This is a genomic window from Paenibacillus peoriae KCTC 3763, from assembly GCF_000236805.1.
In the GTDB taxonomy this organism is placed as follows: domain Bacteria; phylum Bacillota; class Bacilli; order Paenibacillales; family Paenibacillaceae; genus Paenibacillus; species Paenibacillus peoriae.
The window spans coordinates 71,830-88,404 of sequence record NZ_AGFX01000037.1 but is presented as its reverse complement, the minus strand read 5'-3'; the positions used below and the strand labels follow the sequence as shown (position 1 = coordinate 88,404).

At 46.5% G+C, this 16,575-nt stretch carries 11 protein-coding genes; 4 read left to right on the top strand and 7 right to left on the bottom strand.

The window, feature by feature from the left end; genetic code table 11:
- The first annotated feature begins 112 nt into the window (after positions 1–112).
- The 3 genes from KQI_RS0118570 (at position 113) to KQI_RS0118560 (ending at position 5,857) form a co-directional block, all read left to right on the top strand.
- Positions 113–454, top strand: coding sequence for a phage tail protein (locus tag KQI_RS0118570; protein WP_010348378.1), 342 nt, complete (start codon positions 113–115; stop codon positions 452–454).
- Positions 455–500: 46 nt separating this feature from the next.
- On the top strand, positions 501–4,388 hold the full coding sequence (locus KQI_RS0118565; protein WP_010348377.1) for an immunoglobulin-like domain-containing protein: 3,888 nt from the start codon (positions 501–503) through the stop codon (positions 4,386–4,388).
- Between the two features lie 215 nt (positions 4,389–4,603).
- Positions 4,604–5,857: an exosporium glycoprotein BclB-related protein gene (locus KQI_RS0118560; protein WP_010348376.1), complete on the top strand. Its 1,254-nt coding sequence runs from the start codon at positions 4,604–4,606 to the stop codon at positions 5,855–5,857.
- A gap of 56 nt (positions 5,858–5,913) precedes the next feature.
- Here the strand turns inward: KQI_RS0118560 and nirD are convergent, their stop codons facing one another.
- The 7 genes from nirD to KQI_RS0118525 form a co-directional block, all read right to left on the bottom strand.
- Positions 5,914–6,234: a nitrite reductase small subunit NirD gene (gene nirD, locus KQI_RS0118555; RefSeq protein WP_010348374.1), complete on the bottom strand. Its 321-nt coding sequence runs from the start codon at positions 6,232–6,234 to the stop codon at positions 5,914–5,916.
- Between the two features lie 41 nt (positions 6,235–6,275).
- The gene (nirB, locus tag KQI_RS0118550) at positions 6,276–8,705 is read right to left on the bottom strand and encodes a nitrite reductase large subunit NirB (protein WP_029390234.1); all 2,430 of its coding nucleotides are present in this window, start codon (positions 8,703–8,705) and stop codon (positions 6,276–6,278) included.
- 463 nt (positions 8,706–9,168) lie between these two features.
- A complete protein-coding gene (locus tag KQI_RS0118545; protein ID WP_010348372.1) occupies positions 9,169–11,028 on the bottom strand; it encodes a beta-glucoside-specific PTS transporter subunit IIABC in 1,860 nt (619 codons plus the stop codon).
- Positions 11,029–11,164: 136 nt separating this feature from the next.
- Positions 11,165–12,124: a DUF7916 family protein gene (locus tag KQI_RS0118540; RefSeq protein ID WP_010348369.1), complete on the bottom strand. Its 960-nt coding sequence runs from the start codon at positions 12,122–12,124 to the stop codon at positions 11,165–11,167.
- A gap of 45 nt (positions 12,125–12,169) precedes the next feature.
- Complete coding sequence (gene rpiB / locus KQI_RS0118535) at positions 12,170–12,619, bottom strand: ribose 5-phosphate isomerase B (protein WP_010348368.1); 450 nt, start codon at positions 12,617–12,619, stop codon at positions 12,170–12,172.
- 18 nt (positions 12,620–12,637) lie between these two features.
- Positions 12,638–13,294: a ribulose-phosphate 3-epimerase gene (rpe, locus tag KQI_RS0118530; protein WP_010348367.1), complete on the bottom strand. Its 657-nt coding sequence runs from the start codon at positions 13,292–13,294 to the stop codon at positions 12,638–12,640.
- A 355-nt stretch (positions 13,295–13,649) separates the two neighbouring features.
- Positions 13,650–14,660 (bottom strand): LacI family DNA-binding transcriptional regulator, encoded by a 1,011-nt coding sequence (locus tag KQI_RS0118525; protein WP_010348366.1) that lies wholly within the window; start codon positions 14,658–14,660, stop codon positions 13,650–13,652.
- 234 nt (positions 14,661–14,894) lie between these two features.
- Between KQI_RS0118525 and KQI_RS0118520 the strand changes: the two genes are divergently transcribed.
- Positions 14,895–16,565, top strand: a complete 1,671-nt coding sequence (locus KQI_RS0118520) for a spore germination protein (protein WP_010348365.1) — start codon at positions 14,895–14,897, stop codon at positions 16,563–16,565.
- Positions 16,566–16,575 lie beyond the last annotated feature (10 nt).

Here is a 16,575-nt window from a genome sequence, read left to right as displayed (position 1 = left end):
ATTGCAGTGTCAAAAGCGAAAAACCATGATAATATCTATTCATTCTATGACTAATGTCGCAAATTACTTGTGTTTATTTGTCTATTATTCGAACTCAAAAGGAGCTGTAGGTATGAAGAATCATTTTTGGAAAAAAGCCGCGGTGTTGAGCTTGTTGGCGGTCATTTTATTAGGAGGAACTGCAATAAGCCCCAAACAGGCACACGCAGGTTATGAGCCTTATATTGGGGAAATTACAATGTATCCTTACACGTTTGCTCCCAAGGGATGGCTAAAATGCGAAGGCCAACTCATGTCTATTGCACAGAATCAGGCGTTATTTTCGCTGCTGGGGACTAATTTTGGTGGGGATGGGAGAACCACATTTGCATTGCCTGATTTGCGCGGGGCCTCTCCGATGCCGAATGTAGACTACTATATTGCAACCGAAGGGGCATTCCCGTCCCGCCCATAACGAATGTGTTCATCAGTGTGCTATTTAACGAAGAAGAGGTGATCGCGTGCTCGAAGGCAATAACTTCACACGCAACAAATTGAAACCCTATCGCTTGCTGATTCCATTGCTGCCCTTCCTCGGCGGAGCGGCTTTGCTCATAGGGACGAATGAAGCCAATGCTGCCGGCTCGGAAAATGTGGTACTTAACAAGCCAGCCACATCCAGCGGCTACAGTCAGCCCTATGACCCCGGCAGAGCAGTCGACGGCTCCTATGAGCCGACAAGCCGCTGGTATCAAGCCAGCAACGGTGAAAAATGGATTCAGATAGATCTGAGAGACTGGTATATCGTAGACCGTTACGGTGTAGCAGGTATGGGGATCATCAATGGATGGCAGGATCAACGTGACCCTTATGGCTTTCGATTACAAACGAGCAGTGACGGACGCAATTGGGTTACTGTCGATACCGTTCAGAATAATGCGAACCCTAATTTTGAAAAGAGCATCACTCCTGTAACCGCACGATTCTTGCGATTATATATGGATCAAGGAAATGCGAGAAACAATCTGTGGACTTCTATCATGGAATTCGCAGCTTATGGGGAGCGATTGCCTGTTCCGCAGGCTCCAGATCATTTTACAGGAGTTAAGAAGGGAAATACGGTGGAGTTAAGCTGGGACGCTGTTCCTTACGCCACGTCATACAAGGTCATCAGAAATGGCGCTACGCTGTATACGGGCAGCTTAACCCAATTTATAGACACTTCCGCTTTGCCACCAGGTGAGGCTCTTTACAGTCTGCAGGCTGTGAATGCTCGGGGAGAAAGTACTCCGTCAGAGGTCACAGTGAACATCCCTACGGATGCCGAAGATGTTGCACAGGCCAAAGACGCACTTGCTCCAGGCTTCGCATCCGGAGATTCAGCGGCTGCGGTAACACAGCAGCTGGTATTACCGCTGACTGGATTGAATGATACAACGGTAAGCTGGAGCTCGGATAGCCCGGATGTCATTACAAAAGAGGGTGCTGTAACGCGTCCAAGCTACGATTTGGGAGATAAGAAAGTAAAGCTGACAGCGACGATTACAAAGGGAACCGCTTCAGATACCCGAACCTTCGAGGTTACGGTACTGAAAGCTTCGGCTCAGGATATACTGGACCAGGCTGCGAATCAACTCACACTAGGCGATTTGTCTGCATTAAAAGAAAATATATCTCTACCTTTATCTGGAGATGGTGGTGTGCTAATTCAATGGTCTTCAGCTAACGCGCTTGTTATTTCAGCAGATGGAACACTTACCAGACCTTCCTATAGTCATGGAGATACAGATGTTACCCTGACAGCTACCCTACAGCTCGCTGGCATAGTGAAAATAAAGAATTTTACTGCACACGTGCTCCGTCTGCCAATGAATGACACCGAAGCCGTTGACGCAGCATACAGAGCGCTTGAATTGCCGATTACTACAGTAACGGGAGACGTATATTTGCCAAAAGACGCTCTGAATGGCGTTCAGGTGTCGTGGACTTCAAATCAGCCTCAATTCCTGGATCATACTGGACATGTAACATTCCCGAGCTATGTACAGGGTGATCAGACCATTACACTGGAAGCGGTTCTGGCAAGAGGCGGGGTTGAGCTTCGAAAAACATTCAGCTTGCTCGTGCCCGCACTGCCCGTAAGCGCTGATGAAGCAGTGAATTTGGCGGCAAATACACTCCAGCTGGATTACCCGCAAGGGATCAAGGATTCCATTTCTCTGCCTCATACAGGGGCATTCGACACCCAGATCGACTGGTCCTCGGATCAACCGGATGTCCTCAGCAGCAGCGGTCAGGTGAATCGGCCCAAATATACAGACGGTGATGTGAATGTACAGTTAATGGCAATCATATCTAAAGATGCAGCTTCTACACAAAGGACATTCACGATCACGGTGCTGAAGGCACTGCCGAATACACCTTATGTACGATTGAACGGCAATAATCCGATTGTCCTCGAAACTGACGAGCGCTTCACCGACCCGGGAGCCAGCGTACTGGACAGCGTTTACGGCAATGTCCTGATCTCTGAGCTGTCAGGTAGCGGTGATGTCGATACAAATGTCCCCGGCATATACGTATTGAACTATGCTTATAGCGACAACGGAGGCTGGACGGCAGAGCCAGCCGAACGTCGTGTAAACGTACTGCCCCGCGCGGTTGCAGCCGCAGCAGGCACAGGAAGTATCGCCTCGGTGATCGTTACAGGTGCATTGCCGGGCGCTCGTCTGGAGCTATACAATGCCCAGCAGGAGCTTATAGCGGAAGGGATCGCTTCCGGAGAAGGGAAGTATATATTTACACCCGTTCCTGAAGGAGCCAGCTACTATGTGCTGCAAAGCGCAAATGGCATGAAGAGCGTTCCCTCAGGGCTAGTATATGCCCAAGGCTTAACCGCCCAGTGTGTCGCGGATTCCATCACAAGCATACCAGTTCCTACAGCCAATGATACACTGCTCAGGCTGCCTGTTGTACCCGATGGTTTCCGTCTGACCATCAGCAGCAGTAGCCAGCCAGACATCGTGCGGACCGATGGAACGATTGTTCAGGCAGCAACTCCATCCGTTGTAGCTGTAATATTGGATGTCACAAAGGTAAGTGATGGTTCTCATGCTTTGACACAAGCAATAGAAGTCATGATCCCTGCCAAGATTCGCGTGGACACGGGCAAGTCTAACAAAGATAAAGAGGAAGATCAGGCTCTACAGGCAGGATTGTCCGGACAGGGGAAAGAGGTTTCCCTCTTTGTTCCAACAGCGGCATATCTGGATGAGCAGATACAACAAGCACTTCGGGAAGGCAAGGCATACGCAGACATTCGTTTGGAGCAGGAAAAACAGATTAGTCGTGTTAGCCTTTCTCATGCTTTACTGAATAAATGGGATAAGGTTGGAGCTGCGGTGATATCCCGATATGGAACACTGATGATATCCAGCGACGCCTTAACCCGTATGGTTCCCGGGCAGGAGGACGTTACTTTGTCCTTCCAGCATGCAGATGCACAACGTGTACAGCAGATGCGCGATTGGGCGGAGCAACAATCCAGCCTGAAGCTGATAGGGCCGGTTGTAGACATCAAAGCCAACGTGACAGGAACCTCGTCCATCGTTCTACCATTGGATAACGAATCCTTAAGTAAAGTACAGAATGCGGAGCCCCAATTCTCCATTCTTGTTATTCATGAAAATGGCGAGCGTGAGATTCTGAAAGGCACCGCTGTGATGGATTCAAAAGGAATTTTGTCAGGTGTGAGTCTGAATACGACCCGGTTAAGTACCTTTGCCGTTGCCGTCTCTACCGATGCAAAGCCCCAATCCGATAATGCCGGAGTGCAAAATGACTCCATAAATTCATCGGATTCGCAAGAGCTCGCTCAGGTATGGCCGGATGTACAAGGACATTGGGCAGCGAAGTCCCTGCAATCTCTTGCAGCCAAAGGCTGGATACAAGGATATAAAGACGGCAATATGCGCCCTGAGCGCGCGGTAAGTCGTGCAGAATTTGTGTCCATACTGATCAGAGCTTTGGGGACTACTAAAGATGAGAGTGTATCTACCAACTTTACAGATATGGAAGGACACTGGGCTGCAGCAGCCGTGGATACCGCTCATCGTCAGGGGTGGATTCAAGGGCTAACCGTTCAGACATTCGGCCCTGATGAGAGCCTTACACGTGAACAGGCGCTGGTGATCCTGTCACATGCAGTAGCGGATAAAGTATCTGCTCCAGGCAAGGCTGCACCGCAGTCCTATAAGGATGCGCAGCAGATTGCCCCCTGGGCTTCCACTGCATTCGAAAATGCTATAGACTCCGGTTGGATCAGCGGATATCCTGATGGGACGCTCAGACCGAAGGCAGCCATCAGCAGAGGTGAGCTGGCTGAAATGCTGATACGTATTTTCAAATAAGACTGTTGAAGACCCTTAAATTAGATGGAGTACAAACAAATACAGCGCGGTCTCTGGTATTTTCGGGGACCGCGCTTTTTTTCCTCCAACATTCGTTTCTGCTGGTTATTCACCCTTTTTGCCTCAGCAAATATATTAATAATATCTGTGAAGCGGGGCGATTAACCCCTGTCACCTCTACAGTAGGAAGAATGGTGAGGAGGAGTTATTTGAGCATGAAACATAAAAGGTCGTTCAGGTTCAGTGGCACTTCAAAAAAGGATGAAAACTATAAACCAACAAAAGTTAATCGGGGTATTGAAGCTCTTCTCAAGCTTATAAATGAATTGACCGCAATCATCCCACTTGTATTCAAAAATCCCTCAGCGGCTAATGTATCTTCATTGCAGCAAATTTTAAAGCGATTGTTGATTCTGACGAAAAGCTTAAGACTTAGAAATGGTGTTAAGGCAGACTTATTGGCTGCGTTGGAGCTGGCTATCGTGGCGCTGGAAGCCACACCTTTCTCACCGATTAGTGTAGGAACTACACTGCAACAGCTACTGGATGCCCTATTGTCTATCGTTCTACAGGAACCCCTTGGTCCTGTCTTTAAAGACAGCCTGATTAGTGCGATCAGAACGACAGGAACGACGATTAGCAACGCATTAGGTGAAACATACGAAGCATACTATTCAGCAGGTCCTGGCCCGCAAGGGCCTGCTGGTCCTCCGGGTCCCATGGGTGCTCCGGGACCAGCAGGGGTTCCCGGAGCACAGGGGCATGTCGGACCTACGGGTCCGGTTGGTCCTGTTGGTCCGGTTGGAGCCGCTGGGCCAATCGGGGCTGGGATCACCGGCGCCACGGTTGCTACCGATGCGGATGGATTGCCCGGGCTGGCAGGCGCTACAGGAGTCACGGGCGCCGATGGCATTGCCAGACCCGCCGGACCTACAAGAGCCCTGGGCTCAGGAGCGATCATTCCATTCGCTTCAGGTGGACCAGCGACTATGACAACCATTGCTGACGGGTTAGCAGGAAGCACAAGTTTAATCGGTTTCGGAAGCTCAGCAACAGGGATCAGCATTGTAGGCGGAGCCATAGATCTAACAGGTACACTGCTAGGACCACTGACTAACTTCGCTTTTTCCGTACCACGGGATGGCATAATTACATCCATTGCCGGATATTTCAGTACAACTGCTGCCTTGACCCTCGAAGCATCATCCGTAAGCATTACTGCTCGGCTATTTAGTTCCCCGACACCTAATAACACCTTCACACCTGTTCCCGGAGCAGCCGTCACATTAGCTCCACCACTAACAGACACGATCTCCCTGGGTAATTTCTCCAGCGGCATCACTACCGGATTGGCTATACCGGTAACAGCGGGAACCCGTCTGCTCCTCGTCTTCTCCGCGACAGCTGCAGGGGCCTCTGTTCTTAACACCGTTATCGGTTATGCAAGTGCAGGTATTACGATAACCTGATCCACGATGACAAGAGCCCCGCAGGTCCAAATCCTGCGAGGCTCTTGTCATCTCTATTAAAGCGATATTAATACTTCTTCTCCGTCTTCCCGAATCGCGAAAGTCTTGACTTGTCCGGTATCTGGATCTTGAACGATACCCGTCTCCAAATCAATCTTCCAATCACGCAGCGGGTCATAAATGTAATGACCCGATACGATCGCTTCGGTAAGCGGCCCACCCTTAGGATGCGGGCAAGAATTTTCAACAGCGTAAAGCTTGTTCTCCGAAGTGCGGAATACTGCGACTTCCTTCTCATTCAACCGGACAGTCCGTCCAATTCTATCAGGGAAATCCGTACTGTGACCGACAATAAGCCACTCAGCATGTTTGATCATTCGCTTGATTGCTCCCTTCTCCAGGCATGATTTGAACAAATTCACACAACAGACGGTGAAACGACCTCAAATAAATTTTCACGTGACTTCTCATCATTGATAATCTTTTTCCATGGGTCTTCAACCTGTTGCAATGCAACCTCAATCCGTTCTATTAAAGCTTTGCGATTATCCAGATCGTCAACGACAGCCTTCCGAATTTCTTCAAGGCCAGTACGTTCCACCCATTCCGAGGTACGTTCCAGATATTGGCCTGTTTCACGGTAGAACTGCATCACGCCTGCCACAATATCAATCAGTTCAGCATCCGTCTTCACTTTGCAGAGCGAATCAGCCAGCCGTGCTTTGATACCGCCGTTGCCGCCGATAAAAATCTCCCAGCCTCCATCATTACCCACAATTCCGATATCCTTCGTACATGATTCCGCGCAGTTGCGTGGACATCCATTAACCGCTAATTTGAATTTTGCCGGGAAATCCAGTCTTTCAAATTTCCGTTCCAGCACCTCGCCCATTCCCATCGAGTCCTGTGTGCCAAAGCGGCAGAATTGCGATCCGACACAGGTTTTAACTGTACGAAGCGATTTCGCATAGGCATATCCCGACGGCATGTCGAGTTCTTCCCACACCTTAGGCAAATCTTCTTTACGGACACCAATCAAGTCCAGCCGTTGGCCGCCTGTCACTTTAACAACTTTAACGTTGTATTTAAGAGAAACATCCGCTATTTTTTTCAAATCCTCTGGAGTCGTTACACCGCCGTACATTCTTGGGACTACTGTGAATGTTCCGTCCTTTTGAATGTTCGCGTGCAGCCGCTCATTTACAAAGCGTGAATCTTCCTCATTCTCATGGGTTTCCGGGTTAAGCATACCCAAGTAATAATTCAGCGCTGGCCGACATTTGGAGCATCCTTCATCATTTTGCCAGCCAAGTACATTCATTACTTCACGTGTCGTTGTAAGGCCCTTGGTTTTGATCGCTGCAACAATTTCATCCCGGCTCAAGGTTGTGCAGCCACATATTCCTTGCTTGGCCGCCGATTTGAAGCTGTCGCCCAGAACATACTGGAGAATTTGTTCAACGACCGGCTTACACCCTCCGCAGGACCGCGTTGCTCCGGTACATGCTTTAATTTCGTCGACTGTGGTCAGTCCATTTTCATTGATCGCATCAACAATCGCCTTTTTGGTCACACCGTTACAGCCGCAGACAATTTCATCATCAGCCATCGTTTCAGCGGATGAGGTTTTAGCCCCGTCTCTACTGCATCCAGTACCCATGAGCTGTCCATATATCTCATCCGTCATCAACGTTTGCTGCCGTACATATTTCTGAAGACTGGCAGATTCGCTCACGTCTCCGAACAGCACAGTTCCAACAATCTTATTATCACGAAGCAGTACTTTTTTGTAAGTTCGCTTCCACTCATCCTTTGCTACAATCACCGTATGCTCAGGAGCAGTTATGAATTCGCCAGCCGAGAAAACATCCACCCCTGAAATTTTGAGCTTGGTGGAAACCACTGATCCCACATAGCCTTCGGTAGCCGCACCTGCCAAATGTTTGGCAATTACACTTCCCTGTTCAAACAGCGGGGCAACCAGGCCGTAACAGATCCCGCGGTGCTCAGCACACTCCCCTACAGCATATACATCCGGCATGGAAGTCTTCATCAAATCATCGACTACAATTCCACGCTTCGTTTCTATACCACTTTGCACAGCCACCTGAATGTTAGGCTTGATCCCGACGGCCATAACTAGCAAATCTGCTTCCAACTCGCTTCCATCCGAGAAGCGCAGTCCCTGTACCCGATCTTGGCCGTACACCTCTGCAGTTTGCTTTTGCATGGCAAATTTGATTCCCTGGCGTTCCAGTTCTGCTTTCAGCATCGCAGAGGCTTCCCGGTCCAGCTGACGCTCCATCAAATCTTCCATCAAATGAACGACCGTTACGTCCATGCCAAGATTGACCAGACCTTTGGCTGCTTCCAGTCCCAACAGCCCTCCACCAATGACCGCTGCCTTTTTATACGTTTTCGCCGCCTCAAGCATTGCCGTACAATCAGCGATATCCCGGAAACCAATGACGCCCGGTAATTCTTTTCCCGGAATAGGCAAAATAAACGATTGGGAGCCCGTGGCTATCAAAGCTAGATCGTAATCAATTTCCAGTCCGTCCTCAGTATGAATCCTCTTTCTTTCTCCGTCGATGCTCCGTACCATTTTCCCAGTATATAAAGTAATACCTTGATCCTCGTACCATTGCAAATCGTTCAGTATGATATCCTCAATGGTCTTACTACCCTCCAAAACATAAGAGAGCATAATCCTGTTATAGTTCGGATGTGGCTCACTTCCAAGGACCGTAATTTCATATTTATCCGTTAATTTTAAAATTTGTTCGACCGTATTGATACCAGCCATCCCGTTCCCTATCACAACAAGCTTCTTTTTACTGTTTATCATATACCGGTTTCCTCCATTCATTCGACGACATCTCCTGCGTGCTTATGAATATCTGTCTATGCTTTTATTCTAATATAGTGGGGCACGTTATATGTGATTCAAATCACAATGTGGTTTAAATAATAAAAATTAAGGGTTTTCCCTATTCTCATTCAAGGGATTAGGGTAAACATCTAAAATAAATTACCATTAATGGTAATTTATCAGGATTCCCGCAAATACATTTACCTTGTCTGAGAGACAGAGCAACATCAAGGCCAAAACGATTTACCGAGGGAAGTAAGCGCATAGGGAAAACGGAGAGCGCGCGAAGAATATTACCCTACTTCAGTCTTGAGGAGGCGTGAGATGATTCACCCCAAAAGAAACCGCCTCTGGAAAAGGGAATACCCTTTAACGTGCTCCAGAAGCGGTTTCTCTTTATTTTTATAAATTATTGCACTTGATTTAACATTTCAATATCTTAGCGCTTGACCTCCAACAATGAATCTCCCGTTTGCACCCGGCTGCTGCCCAGCACTTTAATTTCCGCATATTGAGCCGTGTTGGTCACAATAATCGGTGTCGTCAGGTCATAGCCCAATGCTTTAATTTCCTCCATATCGAACTCAACCAGCAACTGACCTTTGGTAACCCGGTCACCTTCTGCGATATGCGTTTTAAAATGCTGTCCCTTTAATTTAACAGTGTCCATGCCGATGTGAACAAGAATCTCCGTTCCCCCATCCGATACGAGTCCAATCGCATGGCCTGTGCGGAAGGCATTAGCTATCGTTCCGTTGAATGGCGCGAGCAGCTTGCCGTCCTCAGGTACAATGGCAACACCTTTACCCATGGCCCCAGTAGAGAATACTTCATCGGATACCTCGGATAACGGTTTGACAACCCCCATCAGCGGGCTGGAAATGTTTTCGTTCGTCAACGCAGGAGCTAGGGTTTCAACTTCTTTCTTCTCTTCATGGACGGCAATCATTTCTTTCTCCATGGAATCATTAAATCCAAACAAATACGTGGTAATGGCTGTGAATACATAAGCTACCGTAATGGCAATGACGAATCCCGCGAAGCCTGTGCCGAAGAAAATCGGCAGGGATGCCAAGCCCGGTATACCTGGAGCAATGGCCACGGAACCTGAAGCACCCGTAATTGCCCCGGCGATAGAACCCCCGATAATAGCCCATACGAACGGTTTTTTATAACGGATACTAATCCCGTAGATAATCGGCTCTGTGATACCAAACAACCCAGTTATCGCCGCAGGACCCGCAATCGCTTTGACCTTTGGATTTTTGGTTTTAAGAAATACTCCCAGTGCCGCACCTGCTTGTGCAAAGTTGGAAGGCGCCATTAATGGTTTCATGGTATCATAACCGTACACCGCAATGTTATTGTACATAATAGGAATAAACGCCCAGTGAAGACCCATAACTACAAGCAACTGCCACCCAGCACCCAAAATAACTCCTGCGACAATCGGACTCAAATTATATAAGAAAGTATAACCCTTAGCCATTCCCAAGCTCGCATATATTCCAATTGGTCCAACCGCGATCAGAGTCAAGGGAACAATGACCATAAGGCAGATAAGTGGTGTTATAAAATTTCTCACGCTTTCGTGAATTACTCTGTTCAGAAATTTCTCCAGCAGCGATAATAACCAAACGGCGATAATCACTGGAATAACCGAGGAAGTATAACTCATAAGAACAACAGGAATATTGAAGAAAGTAATATCCGCTTTATCGTTATATAAAGTAATGATATTCGGATATATCAGAGCCCCTGCGACTGCAAGCGAGACAAAAGTATTAGCACCAAATTTCCTCGAAGAGGTTACAGCGATAGCCAAGGGCAGGAAATAAAAGATACTGTCGGCGGCAGCGAACCAGATCGAATAAACGCCGCTTGTTTTGGAGAGCCACCCCAACGAGGACAGCATTAATAAAAGCCCTTTCAGAATCCCGGAAGCTGCCAGTGCCCCCAAAAATGGTGTAAAGATACCGGAAATAATGTCTACTGTTTTGTTGAACCAGTTGCTTTCAGGAGCAGCGGATGCATTCGATTTGTCATCATCTCCAATGCTGCTAATCTTAGTAATGTCTTTATACACATCGCCTACCGTATTGCCGATGACCACTTGATATTGTCCACCACTTTCGACCACCGTAATAACGCCGGCAATGTTTTGTGTTTTGCTTTTATCGGCCAGCTCTCTGTTTTTTAATTTAAATCGCAACCGGGTAGCGCAATGCGCCAAGCTGGAGACATTCTCTTCTCCTCCGACGGATGCCAATATATCTTTTGCCAGTTGTTCGTTTGACATGATGCTCGCTCCTTTGCTCTCTTTTGGCATATAACCCATTGTGGTAAACGCTTACACTTGGATAAAAATCTAAAGACTCTACCTGTACTCGTAAGTACAAGAGAATACAGAGTCTTTAAATTTAACCAGTGAATCGTTACCGGTTTCTGCCTACCATTCTTTTGATCGTATGTCTGCGTCCTTTAATGGATAGTGCAAGCTGGTAAACGTTCTCTGGAAGAGGTGTTCCGGCATAGCCACCATCTCCAATGGCATGAATATCCGCACCTGTCTGCTTCATCATAAGTGCGATTAAGGCAATCGTTTGAACATCCGCCCCTTCAACCGAGCTGTTCAGGAAAGAAAGAGCCAGAGTTCCGGGTTTATACGAATGAACAAACTCTACACATTGTCTGACATGCTCCACTGTAATGCCATGTCTGGAGCCAGGTGCAGGCAACGTAATAACATCAGCACCCGAATCAATCAAATCCTTGATAATATCATTGGAAGGTCTTTCGCTCAGCGGATCACCCAATACCTTCTCAATCGTCCCGTCCTCCCATTTTCCGGCGCAGATTAGAATTTGATCTCCCAACGTTTCTTTGGCCAGCTTGGTAGCCTCAATAATTCGCGCAAAGGTCGTTCCCGCGGATGGGTTGCCTCCCAGCACGATAAAATCCGCGCCGATTTCCAAGGCACGCAGGAAGTTCTCTCTGGAAGCTATTCTTCCTTCCTTGGCCTCCACGTACTGCTCTCCCGCTACCTGAGCATCAGGGCTTGGACATTCAAAATAAATGCCGAGCGGAACTCCAGCCCATTCTTTGATTTGCTTGAGACTATACGGCTTCTCGGCCATCTTGCCGTGCTTCATTTCACGCAATCCGATATTGGATTCTTCCTTGATCATATCAAAGCCATTCAGCATAACCATATCTGCACCGTAGGCAGCCTGGATTTCCGCATTGGTGACACCATCAACCAAACCGGTGTTTATCATTACAAGATGTTGTCCCATAATAACGCGCCCTTCAGAAGCCAGGATAGATTCTTTTAGATCTGCTGCGCTAAATTTCAAAATATCGCTTTTGGTGCTGGCGATTAATCTTTTGACCAATGTAATCTCCCCCATATTCATTAATGTTTTATAAGTGGCTGGTTATCAGCACAAATGTTGTTCCTCGATGTCGGATATCATCTTGATGCGGTCGCCATGACGTCCTCCCTCAAACTCGGCCTCAAGCCATGCCTTCACGATCATTTTCGCCAATTCGCTTCCAACAACACGCGCACCGAATGCAAGAACATTCGTATTGTTGTGCTGCTTGGACAACTGTGCTGAATAAGGCTCACTGCATACCACAGCCCGAATACCCTTGACTTTGTTGGCCGAGATCGATATCCCTACGCCTGTGCCACAAATCAGAATTCCTGCGTCAGCCTGCTTTCCGACTACAGCCTCGGCAACAAGTTTCCCATACTTCGGATAGTCGGTTCTTTCCGAACTTTGCGGTCCGTAGTCAATCACCTCATGACCCAGTTCATTAACATAAGCTGAAATAATCGCTTTAAGCTCTACAGCCACATGGTCGCTTCCAATGGCAATTCTCATGCTCTATTCCTCCCCAATTTAAATATTTTTCAATCTGTTAACGATGGTTTTGTAAGACTCATCTTTGCCGAACAAAGTGGAAGTTCCCAAAACGAATCCTTCAACGCCGTAGTGTGCCAATTCGTTGATCTTCTCTTCGGAGATCGCACCGTCTACCACGATTGTAAAATCCAGTCCTTTTTCATGCTTGTATGCTTGTAGTGCTTTAATCTTGTCGTTCACAAAGGTTAAATATGTTTGACCTGCAAAACCGGGATTTACAGTCATGACCAACACATAATCGACCATCCCAAGCAAAGGTTCAACCGAAGCAATGGCTGTTCCCGGATTAAGAGCAATCCCTGCCTTTATCCCCCTGCCAACAATTCGGTCGATTGTGCGCGTCGGGTGCATATCGGTCTCTGGATGGAAGTAAATGATGTCTGCACCCTTATCAGCAAACAAATCAATATAGGCGGAAGGATTATCGATCATCAGATGCACATCCACTGTTTTTTGAGTTTGTTTGCGGATGTACTCCAAATCCTGAAGTCCCATTCCAAAGTTGGGGACAAATTTACCATCCATAATATCGATATGATAAATATCCACATTGGCTTCTTCCAGTGCATTTACTTCGTGTTCCAATGATCTGAAATTAGCGCACATCATGGAAGGACATAATAGCATACTCATTAATAATCACCCTTTTTAAGAAATGGAGTAAACGATTACTCAAACGGCATAATAAATTTTACATGTATCAGATTGTTTCTTATGCCCTTTGGTTATGAATAAAATCAGGTGGGATAACGTTTACCCACTAAAGACAAGAAGAACAGTTCATGGCTTGAATTCCATCACTTGCTGCTTCCTTGCAACATCATATTTGATTTTGGTATTCGTTTGGGTAAACGATTACATTTAACATAATTAAAGTTATCATTTTCTGATACTGTTGTCAAAACATTTTTTGTTGGAAATTGTACGGGAAAGTATATAGCTCCTCTCCCGTAGCTAATCCAAGAAGGTTTCATAAACCAACATAAAACTAGGTGGTACTACGTTGTATCAACCGTACGGGGACAGAATAATGCTGCTCCCGTTCCATCTTTTCTCCATTCAGCATACGGAGCAGCATATTGCAGGCTTTATCTGCAAGTGTTTCTTTATCTTGTTCAATTGTAGTCAACGGTGGATTGCAGTATTGGGAAATTGTATCATTATCAAAACCTACTATTTTGACTTCACCGGGAACCTGTACTCCATATTTCTGTAACGCCAGCAATGCGCCCAAAGCTAACCAGTCATTCGTAGCAAAAATGCCGTCAAACCGGAGTTTTTTTTCAAAGACGCGCTCAATAGCAGCCTGTGCGGTTTCCAGAGTAGGCCCATCATTACGAACTGCAACCAAGCGGTCGTCAGATGGATATAGTCCATGCTTTTGCAGAGCATCTTTATACCCGTGCAGACGCTCATTAACAGAGGATAGATTGTTTTGCTTGGTCAACAGTAAAATTTCCTTGCAGCCTTTGTTAATCAGCTCCTCTGTCGCCAGAAATCCACCCTCATAATGATTGGACTCGATAAAAGCTACATTCGTATTAATCTTCGGCCGACGGTCAATACATACAATGGGAATGGGGCGCTTAAGCAATTCGGCAGAAAGTTCCTCCTGTCCCGAAATACAGATCAGACCATCTACCATTTTCCCATCCAGAGTTTTCAGATATTCTCGTTCCTTCTCCGCATCTTTGGCAGTGTTGCATATAATGGTAGAATATCCCTGTTTGAAAAAGAAACTCTCTGTTTTTTGTACAATGACTGAAAAAAATTCATTATTAATATCCGGCACCAAAACGCCTATCGTCTGCGATTTACTCATCCGCAAACTTTTGGCGATGCTATTGGTCTCATATTGGTACTTTTGGATGACTTCATTAACCTTCTGTCGTGTTTCCTCAGAGAAGCGACCATTCTCGTTAATCACACGGGAAACCGTTGCTACAGAGACCCCGCTCAATCTGGCAATATCCTTTATTGACACATGATTTTTTTTCATATTATTTCCCTCAAATAGTCATATTGAGTAATCGTTTTCCTATTTGGAGATTAACATAGTCTTAATATTGATGTCAACTTACGCAATAGCATAGAACGAGGTTTGAGCAAAATATGTGAAGATGGCAAGTCATCAGTCCGTTTCATGAGTAAATAATTCCTTTACAAGGAATACTTTATGGACAACCTGTTTACTCTACGGGGAAATGAATTGAATGGTTTGGGGGGCATCATCATGTGGTCCAAAGTAGTACCTTATATTCCAAGCTGGGTTACATTATTTCAGGCCGGCCTCGCGTTAATTTTTCCATTAGGGATTTATTATATAAGCACTTCAATTTATTCACTTGTGGGCAATAAGAGCGCAATTTCCAAGCATCCTCCTGACCGTTCATCTGCCAATAAAGATCACAAAACCCACGCTGATCAGCAGCAGGAACCAGACTCCAAAATTACAGGGGATTATGATGCCGACTTGAAATCGATCCAAGCAGCTATAGGCGAGAATAGTGATGTGCATTTTCGTGAGTTTATGGCGAAAAAATTCCATGCACGGTCCATGCTAATTTTCATAGAGGGTATGCAGGACGAAGAGCTTATGAACAAGCAGGTATTACAAGTCTTGATGTTTGAGGGCGAGCATGAACAGTCGGACAGTATAAGTGGGTCTTTGATCAAGGAAAGCTTGATGCCACTTACGCAAATTAGCGAAGTTGCCGATATGGAGAAGCTGTACGAGTCTATCCTTTTAGGTTATACCGCGTTAGTAATCGAAGGAATGCAGGAAGCACTGCTGGTCGGGTCCCCTAACGGCTCTATTCGATCCGTGAATGAACCGACCTCTGAAGCATTACTTCGTGGTCCCAGAATTGGTTTTACGGAGGTCTTAAGTGAAAATACTTCAATGCTGCGACGCCAAGGCTTAAATAAAAATCTGGAAATAAAGAAATTCCAGGTTGGAAGCAGAATCAGAAAAGACCTGGTGATCGCGTACATTAAGGATATTGTGAACCCAGATCTCCTTGAAGAAGTGAACCACAGAATTTCAAAAATAGACATGGATTTTTTGGCTGAATCCGGTTATGTGGAACAACTTATTGAAGACGATTATTTAAGTCCTTTTCAGCAGGTTCACAACACAGAGCGACCCGACCGTGTCATTAATGCATTGCTGGAAGGAAAAATAGCCATTCTGCTGGACGGGACTCCCTTTGCACTTATTGTCCCGGTGACATTCAGTATGCTGCTTCAATCTCCCGAAGACTATTATGAGCGCTGGATTCCGGGGTCACTTTTACGGTTGCTGCGATTTTTCGGAGCTTTCATAGCACTGTTGGGCCCTGCTTTGTATATCTCTTTTATATCGTTTCATCCCGGCTTGATTCCGACCAAGCTGGTTATTAGCATTATTCAAACCCGTCAGGGCGTCCCTTTTCCATCCGTCATAGAAGTCATGATTCTGGAAATTTCGATCGAAATCCTGCGGGAAGCTGGTATCCGATTACCCAAGCCTATTGGTCCTGCGATGGGCATTGTCGGAGGCTTGGTCATTGGCGACGCCGCTGTAAATGCGGGCATTGTCAGCCCATTCCTGGTCATTGTGGTGTCCGTTACTGCTATTTCTTCGTTTTCGATACCGTCATACAGTGCGGGCATCAGCTTGCGCCTTTTGCGTTTCGTCGGCATGCTCTTTGCAGCAGTTCTGGGCATGTTCGGCACCATTTTGTTCTTCCTGTTAATTTGTATTCATATGACGAAATTGAAAAGCTTTGGCGTACCGTATGTGACTCCTTTCTCCCCCATGCGTGCAAGCGATTGGAAGGATGTGTACATTCGGGCTCCTATATCTCTGATGAAACGAAGACCTATTATGATGAAAACTCGGCAAAGCAAGCGCAAATCATAGTGCCCAGAGG

Bases quoted from the DNA above. Each gene is read 5' to 3' on its own strand.
- KQI_RS0118570 (WP_010348378.1), top strand. From the start codon at position 113: ATGAAGAATCATTTTTGGAAAAAAGCCGCGGTGTTGAGCTTGTTGGCG.
- KQI_RS0118560 (WP_010348376.1), top strand. From the start codon at position 4,604: ATGAAACATAAAAGGTCGTTCAGGTTCAGTGGCACTTCAAAAAAGGAT.
- nirD (WP_010348374.1), bottom strand. From the start codon at position 6,234: ATGATCAAACATGCTGAGTGGCTTATTGTCGGTCACAGTACGGATTTC.
- nirB (WP_029390234.1), bottom strand. From the start codon at position 8,705: ATGATAAACAGTAAAAAGAAGCTTGTTGTGATAGGGAACGGGATGGCT.
- KQI_RS0118545 (WP_010348372.1), bottom strand. From the start codon at position 11,028: ATGTCAAACGAACAACTGGCAAAAGATATATTGGCATCCGTCGGAGGA.
- rpiB (WP_010348368.1), bottom strand. From the start codon at position 12,619: ATGAGAATTGCCATTGGAAGCGACCATGTGGCTGTAGAGCTTAAAGCG.
- rpe (WP_010348367.1), bottom strand. From the start codon at position 13,294: ATGAGTATGCTATTATGTCCTTCCATGATGTGCGCTAATTTCAGATCA.
- KQI_RS0118525 (WP_010348366.1), bottom strand. From the start codon at position 14,660: ATGAAAAAAAATCATGTGTCAATAAAGGATATTGCCAGATTGAGCGGG.
- KQI_RS0118520 (WP_010348365.1), top strand. From the start codon at position 14,895: ATGTGGTCCAAAGTAGTACCTTATATTCCAAGCTGGGTTACATTATTT.